Consider the following 18180-nt stretch of genomic DNA (forward strand, 5'->3'; position numbering starts at 1 on the left):
AGCGTCCCGTTGATTAAGCCCTGACCATGACCGTTCCTGCCCCCACCGCCCTGTTCACCCCCAGCTGGCACGCCGCGCTGGAGTTGGGCTATGCACGCTTCGGCGCCAGCACACGCCCGGTGATGCGCCGCCACCTGGGCCCGCTGCGGGTGCAAAAGCACCTGTACGCCGAAGGCCCCGAGGTGTGCCAGCACATCATCGTGCACCCGCCGGGCGGGATTGCCGGAGGGGATCGCCTGGAGATCACCGCCCACCTGGCTGAGGGCGCGTGGGCGCAATTGACCAGCCCCGGCGCCGCCAAGTGGTACCGCGCCAGCGGGCCGGCCTATCAGCAGGTGGCTTTGACGGTCGAGGCCGGCGCCACCCTGGAGTGGCTGCCCCAGGAAACCATCGTGTTCAGTGCGGCCCAGGCCGAACTCAGCACCCGCATCGACCTGCACGGCGACGCCCGGCTGTTGTACTGGGATGTGGTGGCGCTGGGGCGCCCGGCCAGTGGCGAGCGTTTCGAGCGCGGGCACTTCCAGTCGCACCTGGACATCCGCCGCGACGGCCAGTTGCTCTGGCATGAGCGCCAGCGCATCGTCGGCGACGACGGCCTACTCGACTCGCCGATCGGCCTGGATGGCCAGCCGGTGTTTGCCACCTTGCTGGTGACCGGTGAAATCGACAGTGAACTGCTGGAACAGTGTCGCGCCCTGCCCCATGCAGTACGCGGCGACCTGACCCAGTTGCCGGGCTTGCTGGTGGCGCGCTGCCTGGCCAGCGAGACCCTGCTGGCGCGGGCGTGGTTGATTGATTTATGGCGACTGTTGCGCCCGGCACTGCTGGGGCGTGAGGCTGTACCTCCAAGAATTTGGAACACATGAAGGTGGAACCGGGCTTGTGTGGGAGCGGGTTCCCACAATGAATCTTCGGTGTTTTTTAGAATGCTTTTTATGACGGACTGCTGACCATGGACCTGACCCCAAGGGAAAAAGACAAACTGCTGATCTTCACCGCAGGCCTGGTGGCCGAGCGCCGCCTGGCGCGCGGGGTGAAGCTCAATTACCCGGAAACCATCGCCTATATCTCCGCCGCCCTGCTTGAAGGCGCGCGCGACGGGCGCACCGTGGCTGACCTGATGCACTTTGGCACCACCCTGCTCAGTCGCGAGCAAGTGATGGAAGGCATCCCGGAGATGATCCCGGATATCCAGGTTGAAGCCACTTTCCCGGACGGCACCAAACTGGTGACCGTCCACCAACCCATCGCCTGAGGCCCGGCCATGTCCTTGCTGATTCGTGACGCGGTACACGGCGACCTGCCGGCCATCTGCGATATCTACAACGATGCCGTGCTCAACAGCACCGCCATCTGGAACGACCAACCCGTGGACCTGGGCAATCGCCAGGCCTGGTTCAGTGCGCGCCAGGCGCAGTGCTATCCGATCCTGGTGGCGGTGGAAGCCGAGAAAGTGGTCGGCTATGCCTCGTTCGGCGATTGGCGGCCCTTCGACGGTTTTCGCCACACCGTCGAACATTCGGTGTACGTGCGCAACGACCAACGCGGCAAAGGCCTTGGCCCCTTGCTGATGCAGGCACTGATCGAACGCGCCAGGGCCTGTGACAAACACGTGATGGTCGCCGCCATCGAAAGCGGCAACCAGGCCTCGATCCGCCTGCATGAGCGCCTGGGCTTCAGTGTCACCGGGCAGATGGCCCAGGTAGGCACCAAGTTTGGCCGCTGGCTGGACCTGACCTTTATGCAACTGCTGCTCAACCCTGGCGCCCAGCCGCCGGCGGTTCACAAGGAGTAATAGCGATGAACGCTGCCCAACTGCGTCGAGTGAATGCCGAAAGTTTTGCCCATTACCGCCAGGGCTTGATTGAGTTGTTGCTGGACGCCGTGCAGCACGGCGCATCGGTAGGCTTCATGGCCGACCTCGACGCGGCCCAGGCGCGCAGCTACTTCGATGGCGTACAAGCCGGCGTCGAGGACGCCAGCGTGTTGCTGTGGGTGGTGGTGCGTAATGAGCAAGTCCTGGCCAGTGTGCAACTGGCGCTGTGCCAGAAAGCCAATGGCCTCAACCGTGCCGAGGTGCAGAAACTATTGGTGCGCAATGACGCCCGGCGCCACGGCCTCGGCCAGCAATTGATGAGCGCCCTGGAGCTGTGCGCGCGCCAGCACAAGCGCGGCCTGCTGTACCTGGACACCGAAGCCGGCTCCCCCGCCGAAGCCTTCTACCAGGCCCTACGCTACACCAAAATCGGCGAGCTGCCGGACTACTGCCAAAGCCCGGACGGGCGCTACAGCCCGACCGCCATCTACTACAAGACCCTGGGGCAACCTGCATGATTCCTGGCCAATTCCAGATCCAGCCTGGCGACATCGAATTGAATGTGGGCCGGCGCACATTGAGCCTGAGCGTGGCCAACAGTGGCGACCGGCCGATCCAGGTCGGCTCCCATTACCATTTTTTCGAGACCAACGACGCGCTGACCTTTGACCGCGCCCTCAGCCGCGGCATGCGCCTGAACATCCCGGCGGGCACGGCGGTGCGCTTTGAACCGGGGCAGAGTCGCGAGGTGGAGTTGGTGGAGCTGGCAGGGTTGCGCCGGGTGTTTGGCTTTGCCGGACGGATCATGGGCGACCTCGACTGACTGATCGTTCCCACGCTCCGCGTGGGAACGCCGCCTGGGACGCTCCGCGTCCCGCTCTTAACGTCGTGACGCAGAGCGTCAGCGGATGCATTCCCACGCAGAGCGTGGGAACGATCAACACAAATTTTTCAGGACACCCCAATGAAAATCAGCCGCCAAGCCTACGCCGACATGTTCGGCCCCACCGTCGGCGACAAGGTCCGCCTGGCCGATACCGAGCTGTGGATCGAAGTCGAACAGGACTTCACCACCTACGGCGAAGAAGTGAAGTTCGGCGGCGGCAAGGTCATCCGGGACGGCCAGGGCCAGAGCCAACTGCTGGCCGCCGAGGTGGTCGACACAGTGATCACCAACGCGCTGATCATCGACCACTGGGGCATCGTCAAGGCCGACGTCGGCCTGAAAAATGGCCGCATCGCCGGGATCGGCAAGGCCGGCAACCCGGATATCCAGCCCGGCGTGACCCTGGCCATCGGCGCCAGCACCGAAGTGATTGCCGGCGAAGGCATGATCCTCACCGCCGGCGGCATCGACACCCATGTGCACTTCATTTGCCCGCAGCAGATCGAAGAGGCGCTGACCAGTGGCGTCACCACCATGATCGGCGGCGGCACGGGCCCGGCCACCGGTACCAACGCCACCACCTGCACCTCCGGCCCGTGGCACCTGGCGCGCATGCTGCAATCAGCCGACGCGTTTGCGATGAACTTGGGCTTTACCGGCAAGGGCAACGCCAGCCTGCCCGAGCCTTTGATCGAGCAGGTCAAGGCTGGGGCGATTGGCTTGAAGCTGCATGAAGACTGGGGCACCACCCCGGCCAGCATCGACAACTGCCTGAGCGTGGCCGACGAGTACGACGTGCAGGTGGCAATCCACAGCGACACGCTCAACGAGTCGGGCTTTGTCGAAACCACCCTCGCCGCCCTCAAGGGCCGCACCATCCACACCTATCACACCGAGGGTGCCGGCGGCGGGCATGCGCCGGATATCATCAAGGCCTGCGGCTTTCCTAACGTGCTGCCCAGCTCCACCAACCCGACCCGGCCGTTCACCCGCAATACCATCGACGAACACCTGGACATGCTGATGGTCTGCCATCACCTCGACCCAAGCATTGCCGAGGACGTGGCCTTCGCCGAAAGCCGCATCCGCCGCGAGACCATAGCCGCCGAAGACATCCTGCATGACCTCGGCGCCTTTTCGATGATCAGCTCCGACAGCCAAGCCATGGGCCGCGTAGGCGAAGTGATCATGCGCACCTGGCAAACCGCCGACAAGATGAAGAAACAGCGCGGGCCGCTGCCCGGCGACGGCGAGGGCAATGACAACTTCCGCGCCAAGCGCTATATCGCCAAGTACACCATCAACCCGGCGATCACCCACGGTATCAGCCATGAAGTGGGCTCCATCGAAGTCGGCAAATGGGCCGACCTGGTGTTGTGGCGCCCGGCGTTCTTCGGTATCAAGCCCACGTTGATCCTCAAGGGCGGAGCAATTGCGTCCAGCCTGATGGGCGATATCAACGGCTCGATCCCCACCCCGCAGCCGGTGCACTACCGCCCGATGTTCGCCAGCTTCGGCAGCTCGCTGCACGCCACCAGCCTGACGTTTATCAGCCAGGCGGCGCTGGCCGAGGGCCTGCCGCAGGCGTTGGGCCTGAAGAAGCAGATCGCCGTGGTCAAGGGGTGCCGCCAGGTGCAGAAGACCGACCTGATCCACAACGACTACCTGCCAGACATCGACGTAGACCCGCAGACCTACCAGGTCAAGGCCGATGGCGAACTGTTGTGGTGCGAGCCGGCGGACGTGCTGCCGATGGCCCAGCGTTACTTCCTGTTCTGACCGTTCATCGGCAGATACCCGCCGTGCCAGTGAAGCGAAGAGGTGTAAGGCGCTACGATGCGCCACGCTTCTTCACTGTCTTGCACTTGGGAACCTGGCTATGCGCCTATCCGAATTCATCGTGTTACATGCCGACCGGATCGTCGATGAATGGGAACAGTTTGCCGAAACCTTGACCCCGGCCGCCGAAACCCTGAACCGCACGCAACTGCGCGACCACGCGCACTCCATCCTGCTGGCCGCTGCGCGGGACATGAACACCCGCCAGAGCGCCAGCGAACAGGCGGCCAAGGCCAAGGGCGAAGGCCTGGAAAAAACCCCGAGCCTGGACGAAGCCGCCGCCAGCCATGGCGAGCTGCGCCATACCGTTGGCTTTGACCTGGTACAGATGACCTCCGAGTTCCGCCACCTGCGCGCTTGCGTGATCCGCCTGTGGGTCAATCACCTGGAATCGCCAGAGCTGACCTATTTCCAGGACATGATCCGCTTCAACGAAGCCATCGACGAAGCCCTGGCCGAATCCACGGCGGCCTACGCCGAGCAGGTCAATCGCTCGCGGGATATCTTCCTCGCCATCCTCGGCCACGACCTGCGCGCCCCCTTGCAGGCGGTGAAGATGTCCACCGAGATGTTGTTGCGCAAAGCCCCGCTGGACAGCAAAGGCCTGAGCCTGGTGGGCAATATCCAGAATGGCGCCCGGCATATGGGAGCGATGGTCAGCGATCTCTTGGAGTTTGTGCGCAGCCGGCTGGGCAGCAGCCTGCCGATCGAGCCCAAACCGATGAACCTGGCCGATGCAGCCAGGGAGGCCATCGCCGAAGCGTGCGCAGGCCGCCCGGATTGCCAGGTTCACTTGCATACCGACGGGGACACCCAAGGGCAGTGGGATCGCGGGCGCATTGATCAACTGCTGCAGAATCTGATCGGCAATGCGTTACAGCACGGGCTCAACGGCCAGGTGCCGACCCTGAGCCTCGACGGCACCGCCGACAGCGTGGAACTACGCATGCACAACTTTGGCCCGCCGATTCCCCAGGCGGCGCTGGGTACCGTATTCGACCCGCTGGTGCGCAGCGCCACTGAAGAACTGGGCAGCAACTCGACCAGCCTTGGGCTGGGGTTGTTTATCGTCAAGGAAGTGGTGCAGGCCCACCGAGGCGCGATTGAAGTGGCGTCCAGCGAGGCGGCGGGCACCACGTTTACCGTGGTCCTGCCACGCCGATAGGCCACGCAAATCCTTTGTGTGTCGAGCGATAGCGAGGCTGCGCATCAACGCTGGCAGTGCCGCCGCTATCGCAGCCTCGCCCAGGCTCGACAGCTCCCACATTGGACTGGTGTTCCTGACACAGATTGAGAGGCGCCGCCAATCCCTGTGGGAGCTGTCGAGCTTTAGCGAGGCTGCGATAGCGGTGGGTCAGCCAACATCAACGCTGGCAATGCCGCCGCCATCGCAGCCTCGCCGGGGCTCGACAGCTCCCACATTGGACTGGTGTTCCTGACACAGATTGAGAGGCGCCGCCGATCCCTGTGGGAGCTGTCGAGCTTTAGCGAGGCTGCGATAGCGGTGGGTCAGCCAACATCCACGCTGGCAATGCCGCCGCCATCGCAGCCTCGCCGGAGCTCGACAGCTCCCACATTGGGCTTGTGTTCCTGACACAGATTGAGAGGCGCCGCCGATCCCTGTGGGAGCTGTCGAGCTTTAGCGAGGCTGCGATAGCGGTGGCTCAGCCAACATCCACGCTGGCAATGCCGCCGCCATCGCAGCCTCGCCGGGGCTCGACAGCTCCCACATTGGGCTTGTGTTCCTGACACAGATTGAGAGGCGCCGCCGATCCCTGTGGGAGCTGTCGAGCTTTAGCGAGGCTGCGATAGCGGTGGGTCAGCCAACATCAATACTGGCAATGCCGCCGCCATCGCAGCCTCGCCGGGGCTCGACAGCTCCCACAGTAAACTCGCGTTCCTGACACAGATTGAGAGGCGCCGCCAATCCCTGTGGGAGCTGTCAGCGGCTCCAGGTTTCCCGTGGATCAAAGTTGGCCTTTTTCGCCAACTCCTGCCACAACGCCTTGACCTCTTCGTCGCTGCTTTTTGGCATCACCGCCTTGAGCTGCACAAACAGATACCCGCGCTGCCCGGCCTTGTTCAGCAAGCCATGGCCCTTGGCCCGCATGCGCTGGCCATTCTGGCTGCCGGCCGGGACTTTGAGGTTGATCTTGCCGGTCAGGGTCGGCACCGCGACTTCTGCACCCAGGGCCAATTCCCACGGTGCCAGCGGCAAATTAATCACCAGGTTTTCGCCTTCCACCTCAAACTTCGGATGCGGCGCAAAGCGGATGATCAGGTACAGGTCGCCATTCGCGCCGCCACCAATCCCCGGTGCGCCCTGGCCCTTGAGGCGGATGCGCTCGCCATCGGCCACGCCGGCCGGGATCTTCACGTTCAGGCTCTTGGTGGTGTTGCTGACGTGCTGGCCCGCCGCATTGTATTGCGGCACCTGGAAGCTGATCGCCTTGGACTCGGTAGACAGCGTCTCTTCCAGGAACACCGGCAGTTCCATCTCCACATCCTGGCCGCGACGGCCGGGGCTGCGCCCTTGAGCGCCGCCGAAGCCGTTGCCACGCGAACCAAAGATCGAGCTGAAGAAGTCCGAAAACTCGCCCGTGTCCTGGCCACCGCCGAACCCGCCACGGCTCTGCCAGCCTGGCGGCCCCTGGAAAGGTTGACCGTGCTGGCCATAGCGGCGCAATTCGTCATATTCGGCGCGCTTGTCGGCACTTTTCAGCGCTTCATAGGCTTCCGAGGCGTCCTTGAACTTCTCTTCCGCGTCCTTTTCCTTGCTGACGTCGGGATGATACTTACGGGCCAGCTTGCGATAAGCGGCCTTGATCTGCTTGTCATCGGCCGTCGGCTCGACACCAAGAATCTTGTAATAGTCTTTGAAATCCATGGGGGCATCACCATCCGTTATCGAGATCGCACAGTCGGGCCCTGCCTGCCGGGGCATTGCGGGGCGATTCGAGGTGCGTCAGAAAAATATCGGCGGCTTGCAGGACAAACTTGATCCTTTCGACAGCCACCAACCGTATGCACAGGAGTTGGGGGCAAGGAGCCGACCTTTCAAGGTAACAAGTCTGCTGTATTTAGCGGATAGTCGGCCTACGCATCTGCACGCGAGTGACATACACTGCGCGGCCGTTTTTTAACCGGAACCTGTTAGACATGAACAACACCTCCCCAGCCCGTGCCTGCGGCATCGACTTCGGCACGTCCAACTCCACTGTCGGCTGGATCCGTCCCGGCATGGAAACGCTTATTGCGCTGGAGGACGACAAGATCACCCTGCCGTCAGTGGTGTTCTTCAACTTCGAAGAACGCCGCCCGGTGTACGGCCGTCTGGCGCTGCACGAGTACCTGGAAGGCTACGAAGGCCGCCTGATGCGCTCGCTCAAAAGCCTGCTGGGCTCCAAGCTGATCAAGCACGACACCAGCGTGCTGGGCACGGCCATGCCGTTCAAGGACCTGTTGGGCCTGTTTATCGGCCAACTCAAGAATCGCGCCGAAGCCACCGCCGGCCGTGAGTTTGAAGAAGTGGTGCTGGGCCGCCCGGTATTTTTCGTCGACGACGACCCAATGGCCGACAAAGAGGCCGAAGACACCCTGGTGGACGTGGCCCGCAAGCTCGGTTTCAAGGAGGTCTCGTTCCAGTACGAGCCGATTGCCGCGGCCTTCGACTACGAGTCCACCATTGAAAAAGAAGAGTTGGTACTGATTGTCGACATCGGCGGCGGTACCTCCGACTTCTCCCTGGTGCGCCTGTCGCCCGAGCGACGCAAGCATGACAACCGCCACGACGACATCCTCGCCACCGGCGGCGTGCATATCGGCGGTACCGACTTCGACAAACAGCTCTCGCTGGCCGGCATGATGCCGCTGTTCGGCTATGGCAGCCGCATGAAAAGCGGCGCCTACATGCCCACCAGCCACCATATGAACCTGGCCACCTGGCACACCATCAACTCGGTGTACTCGCAAAAATCCCAGCTGGCCCTGGGCAGCATGCGCTACGACATCGAAGACACCGGCGGCATCGACCGCCTGTTCAAGCTGATCGAACAGCGCGCCGGCCACTGGCTGGCCATGGAAGTCGAAGAGACCAAGATCCACCTCACCCACGACGACAGCCGCCATGTGCCGCTGGACCGGGTAGAACCGGGCCTGAGCGTGGAGCTGAGCCGAGCCCTGTTCGAGTCCTCCATCGACAACCTGCTGGAGCGGGTGCGCAACAGCGTGACCCAACTGCTCGACGACGCCTCGGTGGATGTGGCCCAGGTCGACACGGTGTTCTTCACCGGCGGCTCCAGCGGCATCCCGGCCCTGCGCCAGAGCATCTCGGCGATGCTACCCAATGCCCGGCACGTGGAAGGCAACATCTTCGGCAGTATCGGCAGCGGGCTGGCGATTGAGGCCAGTAAGCGTTACGGCTACTGAGTGAAGAAATCGCCTCGTGATGGCACGGGGCGATTCATCACAACTTGCCTGTGGCCAACTGATCGACCCATGCCTTGAAGGTATCGGCATAGTCATAAAAACCGACGACCGTACGGACTAATTTTCCGTCCCGGAAAAACAGCGTGGTTGGCGCGGACTGCACGTCATAAGCAGGCGTTTTCTCGATCGGGCCATTGACCTCCAGCGTCTTGTCGAGGAACTCAATAGCCGTGCCCTGATCCCGGGCTGCAGCCTCCAGTGTCGCGACCATTCTGTTTGAAGATTGCTTGCTGGCATTACTGAACAGCACAATCACTGGGGTCGTGGCCTTGAGCACACGACTTTCAAAGCTGCTGGCATCTACCGTAGGCAAAGACATGATTTAGCTCCTGTCGAAACGAAAAATGATATTCCGCACTCAGGAGCAGACCAGCAAACCCGTGGTGGGTCTACTGTCAGAAATAACAGGTGTGAACCAAAGGCAGCCTCTTACCGCAGCTCTCTACACCATCCCGCCCAGCTTCAACTCACTCTTCAAATACGCATAGTAGATCGGCCCCGCCACCACTCCCGGCAGGCCAAAGGCGGCCTCGAACACCAGCATGGCCAACAGCAACTCCCACGACTTGGCGCTGATCTGCCCGCCGACGATGCGCGCATTGAGGAAGTACTCGACCTTGTGGATCACGATCAGGTAGCCCAGCGCCGCCACCGCCACCCACATCGACACCGACAACGCGACGATGGTGATCAGGGTGTTGGACATCAGGTTGCCGATCACCGGCAGCAGGCCCAGCAGGAAGGTGAGGACGATCAGGGTCTTGGTCAGCGGCAGGTGGATCCCTGCCAGTGGCAGCACCACCGCGAGGAATATCCCGGTGAAGATGGTGTTGAGGGCGGCAATTTTGATTTGCGCGAAGACAATGTTGCGAAAGGCCTGGACCAGCAGGTGCAGGCGATCGAACAGCGCGGCGGCCAGGGGTTTGCGCTTGGTCAGGTCGGGCACCCGCTGGAGGGCGATGATCGCCCCCAGGACCATACCGATCAGCAAGGTCACGAACATATGGGCGGCGTCTTTGCCCACCAGTTGCAGTTCGCTCAGGTGCTTGCTCAGCCATTCGCCGATGGCCACGCGAAACTCGGCGGCGCTGGCTGGCAGGTAGGCGTCGAGGAACGGCGGCAACTGGCCGCGCGCGCGGTCGACCACGCCCATGAATTTATCGAGGGAGGCCCCGGGGTTTTCCGCTTCGTGCAGCAGGAAACTGATGGCGCCAGCGAAGATCAGGGTCAGCGCGCTGACAATCACAGTGCCAAGCAACGCCACCGCCAGCCAGCGCGCACGCCGGCCTTCGATCAGGCGTTGCAGCTGTGGGGTGAGCATGTTGACCAGTTCGAAAACCAACAGGCCGGCCAACAGGCTGGGCAGCAGCTTTAACGGTAGGACCAGCAACAAGCCGCCGAAAATGATGATGTAGCTGGCCAGCAACAACACATGACGCTGAGAAAACGTTGGCATACAGCCTCTAAACGAACGGCGTTAAAGGATGGGCAGTCTGCCAGCCTTGGGACAATCAAGCGAGAAGTCTGATGGCTGTAAACGCCATCGACTGTGGGAGCGGGCTTGCCCGCGATGGCGCTGGCTCAGTCGATATCTCGCCGGCTGACACACCGCAATCGCGGGTAAGCCCACTCCCACAGGGGTATTTAAGCGGGTCAGCCTTTGAGGCAGGTGCTCATAAAGGTTTTACGCGCATCGCCGGTCAGCGCCTTGGTTTTTGCCGACGCGTTGCAGTCCTTCATTTTTTGCTGCTGCGGGGTCAGGGTCTTGGCGTCGTTGGCGGCCGGGGCCGAGAGGCAGGTTTTCATGAAGGCCTTGCGCTCGTCGCCCTTCAAGGTCTTGGTCGAGGCTTCGGCATTGCAGGTGGTCATTTTGTTTTGCTGGGCAGTGGCCGCAAACCCTTGGGAACAGAGCAGCAGACCGATCATCAACAACGGAATACGCAACATCTTCATGGAGTTTTCTCCCTGTTACCACGCCGAGGGGCGCGGCCTCCCCTGCAGTGTAGACAAAGCCTGTTACACCTTCACCTGCTACGTAAGTTCGTTCGTCGATACTGCTCCGGCGTACAACCGGCCTGGCGCTGGAACATCGCAATAAACGCCGAGGCGGTGCTGTAACCCAGGTCAAACGCCACTTCCTGCACGCTGCGCGTGCTTTCCAGGGCCTCGATGGCCGCCAGAAAGCGCAGGCGCTGACGCCACTCGCCAAAGCTCATGCCCAGTTCGCGCACAAACTGCCGAGCCAGGGTGCGCTCGCTGACATGCACCTGCTGCGCCCACAGCGCCAGCGCACGGTTGTCCCCAGGATCGGCCTGCATGCCTTCAAGCACGCTGAGCAGGCCGGGGCTGCTGGCATACGGCAGGAAACAGTCATGCACCGGCGCCTGCTGGAGTTGGTCCACCAGCACCTGGGCCAGGCGCACGTCGGCTTCGTTGGCCGGGATATTCACGTCGCGCTCGGCGAAATCACTGAGGATCGCCTTGAGGATGTTGCTGATGGTCAGGGTGCAGGGCTGCTTGGGCAACAGCTCGCACAACGACGGCGCCAGGTACACCGAGCGGTAGACAATCGCCTGGGCGTTGTAGGAACTGTGCTGGGTGTTGGGCGGGATCCACACCGCGTATTGCGGCGGCGACATAAACCGGTTGCCGCCCACTTCAAAGCGCATCACGCCACGGGCCGAGTAGTCCAGGGAGCCCCAGGCATGCTGATGGCGGGAGGCGCGGCTGTCGGCGGCAAATTCCGAGTAGCGGAAGTACACCGGGGCCGGTAGCACGTCGAAATCGGGCAGGTTGATGTAGGTCTTGGACATATTGTCTGGATACAAAGGCGGCTTGTCTGGATCAAAGTATAGGCTTCGATCCAGACAAAGGATAATCAACCCTCACTAACGTTCCTGGTTCCTTGCAATGCAATACGCTTATCCGCTGCTGGCCATCTTTATCTGGGCTGGCAATACCGTGGTCAACAAACTCGCCGTGGGCTCGATTTTCCCGGCCGAGATCGGTTTTTATCGCTGGCTGCTGGCGGCCATCCTGTTCACCCCGTTCATGCTCAAGCCGGTCATTGCCAACTGGGCATTGATCCGCCCCAACCTAGGCAAGATCGCTGTGCTCGGCGTGCTCGGCATGGCGGTTTACCAGAGCCTGGCGTACTACGCCGCGAGCCTGACCAGCGCCACCAATATGGGGATCATCCTCTCGCTGATGCCATTGATGGCCCTGACTGCGGCGATTATCAGCCTCGGCCAGCGCCTGACCTTCGGCGCCCTGACCGGGGCGGTACTGTCGTTTGCCGGGGTGGCGGTGGTGGTGTCGGCCGGCAGCCTCGGCGCGCTGCTGCAACACGGGGTGAACCTGGGCGACGCGATGATGTTGGTGGCCACCCTGGCCTACGCGATCTACAGCACCCTGTTGAAAAAATGGCAGCTGCGCCTGCCGCCCCTGGTGCTCCTGTATTTGCAGGTGCTGGTGGCTGTAGTGGTGCTGTTTCCACTGTTCCTGGCCTCGGACAAGGTCGGCCTCGGCCCGTCGAATATTGGCCTGGTGGTGTACGCCTGCCTGCTGGCCTCGATGATTGCGCCGCTGGCGTGGATGCATTCGGTCAAGCAGTTGGGGCCGAGCCGGACCACGCTGTTTTTTAACCTGCTGCCGTTGATCACCGCGCTGATTGCCGCAGTGGTGCTCAAGGAACAGCTGGCGCTGTATCACCTGGTCGGCGGCGTACTGACGCTGGGCGGGGTGATTTTGTCGGAGCGCTGGACGACGCCCGTAAGACGTTAAAGCCCGGCCGCCTTCAACCGCTGTGCATGCTCGACAAACAGGCGGATCGGCTCGGCCCCCTTGCCCACCAGGCCCAGCGACTGGTTGACGATATCGAAATGGTCCAGCGCATAGTCGTCACCGATCACCGTGCCCAAGTGTGAGCTGTAGCGCCCGACCATGCCGTCGCACTGGCCTTTCTCCTTGACGAAGGTCCGCGCAAACAGCCGGCAACTGCGGTTGGTGCCGTCCAGCAGGTTGCGCCCGCGATCGGTCTTGCCCGGCTGCAGGGTGCCGGACCAGGAGTAATAGCGCACACCGCCCACTTCCTCGGCGCCCTGCCCGCCCCAGGTGTCTGGCAGGCCCTGAGGGTACTGGCGATTGAACAGCGCCACACCCGCGCTGGTCAGCGACTGATGGGAGGCGTGGATATCCGCCGCAAAACGCGGGCCGCGATAGCCGGTTTCCAGAAGCCCCATCACCGCGCCCACCAGGCGCAACAGCGCACTCATGATCCGGCCCTTGGCGCTGTCGGCCGGGTAGTGGGTGTGCAGGTAGTCTGCCAACTCCGAGCCGTGATTAGGTCCCGCCACCGACGTCACCGAAGCCACCCATTCCGGGCGTTTGGCCGCTGCGTAACGGGCGGTGAGCGAGCCCTGGCTATGGCCGATCAGGTTGACCTTGTCGGCGCCGGTCTGGCGGCGTATCTGCTCGATCTGCGCCAGCAACTGCTCGCCGCGCACCTCGCTGGAGTTGAGCGGCGCCACTTGCACCGCAAACACCTGCGCCCCGCCGGCACGCAAGGCCGGGATGATGCCGTACCAGTACGGGTACAGCACCAGCCGTACAAACCCGAGCATGCCCGGCACCAAAACCAGGGGATAACGTGTAGCCAATGTCTGCGTCATAGGGGCAAACGTCCTTGAAAGAGGCGATTAGGCTGATCCTAGACCAGCCCTGCCGCCACCGATATGACACCCGGCAACATCCGATAAAACTTTTTGCGCCGCGCAGCACTCACAACTTGGAGCGATCACACCCCGAGAGTGTGGCGCAAAACCGGATTAGCCTCAGGAGATTGAAATGACTGACATGCATTTGTCTGACGTAAGCACCCTTCGCGAACGGGCACGCAAGAATGTGGAAAACGGCGCGGTGACCGAAGGCTACAGCGCCGACCGCGAAGAGATCCTGCGTCTGCTCAATGAGTCGCTGGCCACCGAACTGGTCTGCGTGTTGCGCTACAAGCGCCACTACTTCATGGCCAGCGGCCTGAAAGCCAGCGTCGCCGCCGATGAGTTCCTGGAGCACGCCAACCAGGAACTGGAACATGCCGACAAACTGGCCGAGCGCATCGTGCAACTGGGCGGCGAACCCGAGTTCAACCCGGACCTGCTGTCCAAGAACTCCCACGCGCAGTACGTAGCCGGCACGACCTTGAAGGAAATGGTCTACGAAGACCTGGTGGCCGAGCGCATCGCGGTGGACAGCTATCGCGAGATCATCCAGTACATCGGCGAGAAAGACCCGACCACCCGCCGCATCTTTGAAGACATCCTGGCCCAGGAAGAAGAGCACGCTGACGATATGGCGGACATTCTCAAAGACCTGTAAGGCTGCCAGCACAGCTAACAACGGTGGGAGCGGGCTTGCTCGCGAGAGCGGTGTATCAGTCAGCATTTTTAGCGACTGAGCCACCGCTATCGCGGGCAAGCCCGCTCCCACATTGAGCTATCGGTTTCTTCGGTTAGCCTTTCACCGTTTTCGGTGCCTTGCCTTCCCGCATCTGCTGCAACAGCGGCACGCACTGGTTCGGCTCATCCCCACTCGGCGCCACCAGCGCCAGCAAGCCCGCCGCAGGGGCGACGATCACACCCAGCGCCACCATGCCTGCGCCACGCAACAACAGTGGCACCGTCTTGACCCCGGCATTGGGCTTGATAAACGGCCCGTTGACGTACAACGGCGAGCGCAGCGAGAACAGGCGAAAGCCCTTGGACTCTGGGCTGATCGTCAGGTCCAGCTGTTCGCTGGCCATGTTCGCGGTGCCGTCGATGTAGATGATCGCGTTCTCGGTATCGAATACAAACAGGCGGGTGGTAGCCAGGCCGGTCTTGATGCCGAAATCTGCCGCCGCGCAGTTGATCTTCACTTCCTTGTCGCCAAACAGTTTGCCAATCACATAGTTGCCCACGTTCAGCCCGGCGATTTCCATCAAGCCACGGCTGATGGCTCCGTCGTTGATGAGCATTTTCAGATCGCCATTGGCACTGCCCAGCAACGCTGCCACCGAGTTGCCGCGCCCGGCGATATCGGCATCGCCATTGAGCTCGCCGAAGCTGGTCTTCATCGGTTCAAAGGTGGGGAACAGTTGCTTGAGCTTGAAGTTGCGCGCCGTCAGTTTCGCCCGGCCTTCCAGCGGGGTGATGCGGCCATTGAGGCGAATCTGCGCATCGAGCTTGCCGCCCGCCACACCGAAACGCAGGGGTTCGAGGCTCAGTTGGCCGTCGTTGAGCACCAGGTGCGTGTAGAGGTCGGTAAAGGGCAATTCGGCACTGTGGACGATGCGTTTGCCGGTGAACTCGACATCCGCGTCCATATCGCGCCAGCGCTCGGTGCGGAACTCCTCCACCGGCAACACCTTGGTCGCCGGTTGCTTGCTTTCACCGCCACGAGCTTTTTGCTTGGCATTGGAGTCGGCACCGATCAGCGGCGCGAGGTCGGCCAGCAGCAGTTGATTGGACACCAACGCGCCGCTGAGCTTGGGCCGTGGCTGACTGGCGACATAGGCCAGGTCGCCGTGGATGTCGCTGTTGCCGATCTTGCCGTTGAAGTTCTCATAGCGGAACGACGCACCGCCGGCCTCCTGCAACTTGGCGATCAGGCGCCCATCGGTGGAATAGGCCGGCGAGTCCGGCAGGGTCACGCCAGTCAGTGGGTAAAGGTTGCCCAGGCTGGTACCGGACAGTTTCAGGCGCAGGTCCAGGGCGCCGAGGTTCAGTGGGTCGGTCAGGGTGCCGGCCAAGGCAATACTGGTATCACCGATTTTCGCCTGGGCTTGCAGGGGGAATGGCTTGGCAGCGTCCTGCAGGGCCAGCAGCCCGCCGATCTTGCCGCTGCCCGCGAGTTTCTGGCCGTGGTACTGGCCGCTGACCTTGAGGCCGAAGGCATAGTCCTGGGGTGTCGCGCCCTGCTCCAGGGCCTTTTTGGCATCGCGCTCGCCGACGATTTCGCTGAATGCGATGGGTTTGCCCAGGAGGTCGATCAGCACATCGAGACGGGTCTTGAGGGTCTGGTCGTCGAGGGTCACGTGGCCCTTGTCGAAACCGATGGCACCGATATCCACCACCCAGTTGGACGGTTCGGCATTCGGATCCTTGGGATCAAAGGTGAAGGTCCAGTTGGCGCGGCCATCGGCCAGGCGCTGCAGCTCGGCGCTCGGTTCGGTCAGGTCGATGCGCGGGATCACCACGCGCTGGGCCAGCAAGGCCAAGGGCGAGATGCGCAGTTCAACGCGCTTGAGGGTGACCATTTGCGGTTTTTTCGACCACTCGGGGTTGCCCAGGCTCAGGTCTTCGGCCACCACATGGGGCCACGGCACCCAGGCGCGCCAACCGCCCTCGTCCGGCTCGCGCTGCCAGACCACCGCCAGGTTGCCATTGATGGCAAAGGCGCGATGCAGCTCTTCGGAGACTTTGGCATTGAGTTGCGGCTTGATCCGGTTCCAATCGAAGAACACCAGGATCAGTACCACTGCGGCGATCAGCAGGGCGAAGCAAGCACTGCTCCAGGCGAGAATTTTACGAGTGCGCGTCATTGCACAGGGCTCCTGATTACGACTGCGCGTGCCACGGGCCACGCGCGCAAGGGCTAAAGCTTATATGGCTACGACTGGCAAATGGCCTGGGGGTTTAACCGCAGAGGGCAATTAGCAGTGAAAAGCGTTTTTTCTGACTAATCCGACAGCTTCTTTCATCAATGACGCACCATTGTTACCCACGCCCGTGTCGAAAATACCCACCTCGGTGCAAAAGCGCGTGCTTGAGAGCCGCGATTTAGAGCCTCGGCGCAGAACAATCAATTCTGTTGATTATTACCATTGCGTTTATGAACTTTTATATCGAGATATCGAGAGTAGCATTGGCTCCGTACCCACTTTATCGCCCTCCCAAGGAGCCACTCTCATGAAACGCCAATTACTGCTCAGTGTTGCACTCTCCGTCCTGGCCACCAGCGCTTTTGCCCTGCCAGCCGCAGAACAAGCCATCCCACAAGCCAAGGCTGACGCCGCGCACATCAGCCAGACCGTTGCCGAAGGTGGCCGCGATCGCCTGGAACAGAAAGGTCTGGTTGAAGGCGGTTCCGACCGTCTGCAAGAGCGCAACGCCGTCGCCGAAGGCGGTCGCGATCGCCTGGAACAGAAAGGCCTGGTTGAAGGCGGTTCTGAGCGTCTGCAGAAACGTGAATTCGTAGCCGAAGGCGGCCGTGATCGCCTGGAACAGAAAGGTCTGGTTGAAGGTGGCTCGGACCGCCTGCAACAGCGCGAATTCGTTGCCGAGGGCGGCTCCGACCGTCTGGATGACATGCATAAAGCTACGAGCTAAGCCCGTGCCGGCCCTGAAAAAAGCCCGATCCCCAGTGATCGGGCTTTGACTTTGTGGGACCTGCCCCCCTTTTGCCCTGTTTCAAGTTCGACGCCGGTAAAGTTGTTTTGCTAGAGTGCGTCGCTGTCCTTGTCTACAAAGCCCAGCTGCCAATGCTCCCCCGCGCCGAACAGAAGCAACAGACCCGCCTTGCCTTGATGGACGCAGCCCGCCATCTGATGGAGGGTGGCCGTGGGTTTGGTAGCCTGAGCCTGCGTGAAGTGGCAAAGAGCGCCGGCATCGTGCCCACCGGTTTTTACCGTCACTTTGCCGATATGGACCAACTGGGCCTGGTGCTCGTCAGTGAGGTCGGCCAGACCTTCCGCGCCACCATCCGCCTGGTACGCCACAACGAATTCGTCATGGGCGGCATCATTGATGCCTCGGTGCGGATCTTTCTCGATGTGGTGGCGGCCAACCGTTCGCAATTCCTGTTCCTGGCCCGCGAGCAATACGGCGGTTGCCTGGCCGTGCGCCAAGCCATCGGCGCGCTGCGCGAGGACATCACCTCGGACCTGGCAGCCGACCTGACGCTGATGCCCAAGCTCCAGCACCTGGATGCCGACGGTTTGCATGTGATGGCCGACCTGATCGTCAAGAGCGTGTTCGCCACCCTGCCCGACATCATCGACCCGCCCGCCGCCGCCCTGCCTCCGCATCTCACGCCCCAGGCCAAGATCACCCAGCAACTGCGCTTTATCTTTATCGGCCTCAAGCACTGGCAAGGCCTGGGCAGCACCGAGTAG

Annotated in this window: 19 protein-coding genes; 12 read left to right on the forward strand and 7 right to left on the reverse strand. The window is 62.1% G+C overall.

Annotation, left to right across the window (positions count from 1 at the left end):
• The first annotated feature begins 26 nt into the window (after window positions 1–26).
• The 7 genes from JFT44_RS05860 (at window position 27) to JFT44_RS05890 (ending at window position 5706) form a co-directional block, all read left to right on the forward strand.
• A complete protein-coding gene (locus tag JFT44_RS05860) occupies window positions 27–866 on the forward strand; it encodes an urease accessory protein UreD (RefSeq protein WP_057444483.1) in 840 nt (279 codons plus the stop codon).
• Between the two features lie 86 nt (window positions 867–952).
• Complete coding sequence (locus JFT44_RS05865; RefSeq protein WP_032862374.1) at window positions 953–1255, forward strand: urease subunit gamma; 303 nt, start codon at window positions 953–955, stop codon at window positions 1253–1255.
• A gap of 9 nt (window positions 1256–1264) precedes the next feature.
• Window positions 1265–1795, forward strand: coding sequence for a GNAT family N-acetyltransferase (locus tag JFT44_RS05870; RefSeq protein ID WP_057437506.1), 531 nt, complete (start codon window positions 1265–1267; stop codon window positions 1793–1795).
• Between the two features lie 5 nt (window positions 1796–1800).
• Window positions 1801–2334, forward strand: a complete 534-nt coding sequence (locus JFT44_RS05875) for a GNAT family N-acetyltransferase (protein WP_057437504.1) — start codon at window positions 1801–1803, stop codon at window positions 2332–2334.
• Window positions 2331–2639, forward strand: a complete 309-nt coding sequence (locus JFT44_RS05880; protein WP_057958190.1) for an urease subunit beta — start codon at window positions 2331–2333, stop codon at window positions 2637–2639. The genes JFT44_RS05875 and JFT44_RS05880 overlap by 4 nt, the downstream gene beginning before the upstream one ends.
• 141 nt (window positions 2640–2780) lie before the next feature.
• Window positions 2781–4481, forward strand: coding sequence for an urease subunit alpha (gene ureC / locus JFT44_RS05885; protein WP_115127279.1), 1701 nt, complete (start codon window positions 2781–2783; stop codon window positions 4479–4481).
• A 100-nt stretch (window positions 4482–4581) separates the two neighbouring features.
• Window positions 4582–5706 carry a sensor histidine kinase KdpD gene (locus JFT44_RS05890; protein WP_198791919.1) on the forward strand — a complete coding sequence of 375 codons (1125 nt, stop codon included), beginning with the start codon at window positions 4582–4584 and terminating at the stop codon, window positions 5704–5706.
• A 777-nt stretch (window positions 5707–6483) separates the two neighbouring features.
• Here JFT44_RS05890 and JFT44_RS05895 read toward each other — a convergent pair.
• Window positions 6484–7428, reverse strand: coding sequence for a DnaJ C-terminal domain-containing protein (locus tag JFT44_RS05895; RefSeq protein ID WP_057437496.1), 945 nt, complete (start codon window positions 7426–7428; stop codon window positions 6484–6486).
• A gap of 272 nt (window positions 7429–7700) precedes the next feature.
• Between JFT44_RS05895 and JFT44_RS05900 the strand changes: the two genes are divergently transcribed.
• Window positions 7701–8969 (forward strand): Hsp70 family protein, encoded by a 1269-nt coding sequence (locus JFT44_RS05900; protein ID WP_128593130.1) that lies wholly within the window; start codon window positions 7701–7703, stop codon window positions 8967–8969.
• A 37-nt stretch (window positions 8970–9006) separates the two neighbouring features.
• Here JFT44_RS05900 and JFT44_RS05905 read toward each other — a convergent pair whose 3' ends face one another.
• The 4 genes from JFT44_RS05905 to JFT44_RS05920 form a co-directional block, all read right to left on the reverse strand.
• A complete protein-coding gene (locus JFT44_RS05905) occupies window positions 9007–9348 on the reverse strand; it encodes a co-chaperone YbbN (RefSeq protein ID WP_186625841.1) in 342 nt (113 codons plus the stop codon).
• Between the two features lie 123 nt (window positions 9349–9471).
• Window positions 9472–10485, reverse strand: coding sequence for an AI-2E family transporter (locus JFT44_RS05910; RefSeq protein ID WP_186625842.1), 1014 nt, complete (start codon window positions 10483–10485; stop codon window positions 9472–9474).
• Window positions 10486–10682: 197 nt separating this feature from the next.
• Complete coding sequence (locus JFT44_RS05915; RefSeq protein ID WP_057437488.1) at window positions 10683–10982, reverse strand: PsiF family protein; 300 nt, start codon at window positions 10980–10982, stop codon at window positions 10683–10685.
• A 71-nt stretch (window positions 10983–11053) separates the two neighbouring features.
• Window positions 11054–11842 (reverse strand): helix-turn-helix transcriptional regulator, encoded by a 789-nt coding sequence (locus JFT44_RS05920; RefSeq protein ID WP_057437714.1) that lies wholly within the window; start codon window positions 11840–11842, stop codon window positions 11054–11056.
• Between the two features lie 97 nt (window positions 11843–11939).
• Between JFT44_RS05920 and JFT44_RS05925 the strand changes: the two genes are divergently transcribed.
• Window positions 11940–12812, forward strand: a complete 873-nt coding sequence (locus JFT44_RS05925; RefSeq protein WP_057437486.1) for a DMT family transporter — start codon at window positions 11940–11942, stop codon at window positions 12810–12812.
• On the opposite strand, the gene JFT44_RS05930 is transcribed toward JFT44_RS05925, so the two are convergent.
• The gene (locus tag JFT44_RS05930; protein ID WP_198830441.1) at window positions 12809–13699 is read right to left on the reverse strand and encodes a triacylglycerol lipase; all 891 of its coding nucleotides are present in this window, start codon (window positions 13697–13699) and stop codon (window positions 12809–12811) included. The genes JFT44_RS05925 and JFT44_RS05930 overlap by 4 nt on opposite strands.
• Before the next feature lie 175 nt (window positions 13700–13874).
• Between JFT44_RS05930 and JFT44_RS05935 the strand changes: the two genes are divergently transcribed.
• On the forward strand, window positions 13875–14405 hold the full coding sequence (locus tag JFT44_RS05935) for a bacterioferritin (protein ID WP_057958177.1): 531 nt from the start codon (window positions 13875–13877) through the stop codon (window positions 14403–14405).
• 133 nt (window positions 14406–14538) lie between these two features.
• On the opposite strand, the gene JFT44_RS05940 is transcribed toward JFT44_RS05935, so the two are convergent.
• A complete protein-coding gene (locus tag JFT44_RS05940; RefSeq protein ID WP_198830442.1) occupies window positions 14539–16608 on the reverse strand; it encodes an AsmA family protein in 2070 nt (689 codons plus the stop codon).
• A gap of 367 nt (window positions 16609–16975) precedes the next feature.
• Between JFT44_RS05940 and JFT44_RS05945 the strand changes: the two genes are divergently transcribed.
• Both JFT44_RS05945 and JFT44_RS05950 read left to right on the forward strand, forming a co-directional pair.
• Window positions 16976–17395 carry a hypothetical protein gene (locus JFT44_RS05945; RefSeq protein WP_057437478.1) on the forward strand — a complete coding sequence of 140 codons (420 nt, stop codon included), beginning with the start codon at window positions 16976–16978 and terminating at the stop codon, window positions 17393–17395.
• 152 nt (window positions 17396–17547) lie between these two features.
• A complete protein-coding gene (locus tag JFT44_RS05950) occupies window positions 17548–18180 on the forward strand; it encodes a TetR family transcriptional regulator (protein ID WP_057958175.1) in 633 nt (210 codons plus the stop codon).

It is taken from the genome of Pseudomonas sp. MF5691 (genome assembly GCF_016405645.1).
Classification (GTDB): Bacteria; Pseudomonadota; Gammaproteobacteria; order Pseudomonadales; family Pseudomonadaceae; genus Aquipseudomonas; species Aquipseudomonas shahriarae.

What these genes read in the sequence shown, in the direction of transcription:
- JFT44_RS05940 (WP_198830442.1), bottom strand. Translation starts at nt 16,608, where the DNA reads ATGACGCGCACTCGTAAAATTCTCGCCTGGAGCAGTGCTTGCTTCGCC.
- JFT44_RS05945 (WP_057437478.1), top strand. Translation starts at nt 16,976, where the DNA reads ATGAAACGCCAATTACTGCTCAGTGTTGCACTCTCCGTCCTGGCCACC.
- JFT44_RS05900 (WP_128593130.1), top strand. Translation starts at nt 7,701, where the DNA reads ATGAACAACACCTCCCCAGCCCGTGCCTGCGGCATCGACTTCGGCACG.
- JFT44_RS05930 (WP_198830441.1), bottom strand. Translation starts at nt 13,699, where the DNA reads ATGACGCAGACATTGGCTACACGTTATCCCCTGGTTTTGGTGCCGGGC.
- JFT44_RS05865 (WP_032862374.1), top strand. Translation starts at nt 953, where the DNA reads ATGGACCTGACCCCAAGGGAAAAAGACAAACTGCTGATCTTCACCGCA.
- JFT44_RS05915 (WP_057437488.1), bottom strand. Translation starts at nt 10,982, where the DNA reads ATGAAGATGTTGCGTATTCCGTTGTTGATGATCGGTCTGCTGCTCTGT.
- JFT44_RS05920 (WP_057437714.1), bottom strand. Translation starts at nt 11,842, where the DNA reads ATGTCCAAGACCTACATCAACCTGCCCGATTTCGACGTGCTACCGGCC.
- JFT44_RS05860 (WP_057444483.1), top strand. Translation starts at nt 27, where the DNA reads ATGACCGTTCCTGCCCCCACCGCCCTGTTCACCCCCAGCTGGCACGCC.
- JFT44_RS05895 (WP_057437496.1), bottom strand. Translation starts at nt 7,428, where the DNA reads ATGGATTTCAAAGACTATTACAAGATTCTTGGTGTCGAGCCGACGGCC.
- JFT44_RS05910 (WP_186625842.1), bottom strand. Translation starts at nt 10,485, where the DNA reads ATGCCAACGTTTTCTCAGCGTCATGTGTTGTTGCTGGCCAGCTACATC.
- ureC (WP_115127279.1), top strand. Translation starts at nt 2,781, where the DNA reads ATGAAAATCAGCCGCCAAGCCTACGCCGACATGTTCGGCCCCACCGTC.
- JFT44_RS05905 (WP_186625841.1), bottom strand. Translation starts at nt 9,348, where the DNA reads ATGTCTTTGCCTACGGTAGATGCCAGCAGCTTTGAAAGTCGTGTGCTC.
- JFT44_RS05870 (WP_057437506.1), top strand. Translation starts at nt 1,265, where the DNA reads ATGTCCTTGCTGATTCGTGACGCGGTACACGGCGACCTGCCGGCCATC.
- JFT44_RS05950 (WP_057958175.1), top strand. Translation starts at nt 17,548, where the DNA reads ATGCTCCCCCGCGCCGAACAGAAGCAACAGACCCGCCTTGCCTTGATG.
- JFT44_RS05890 (WP_198791919.1), top strand. Translation starts at nt 4,582, where the DNA reads ATGCGCCTATCCGAATTCATCGTGTTACATGCCGACCGGATCGTCGAT.
- JFT44_RS05880 (WP_057958190.1), top strand. Translation starts at nt 2,331, where the DNA reads ATGATTCCTGGCCAATTCCAGATCCAGCCTGGCGACATCGAATTGAAT.
- JFT44_RS05935 (WP_057958177.1), top strand. Translation starts at nt 13,875, where the DNA reads ATGACTGACATGCATTTGTCTGACGTAAGCACCCTTCGCGAACGGGCA.
- JFT44_RS05875 (WP_057437504.1), top strand. Translation starts at nt 1,801, where the DNA reads ATGAACGCTGCCCAACTGCGTCGAGTGAATGCCGAAAGTTTTGCCCAT.
- JFT44_RS05925 (WP_057437486.1), top strand. Translation starts at nt 11,940, where the DNA reads ATGCAATACGCTTATCCGCTGCTGGCCATCTTTATCTGGGCTGGCAAT.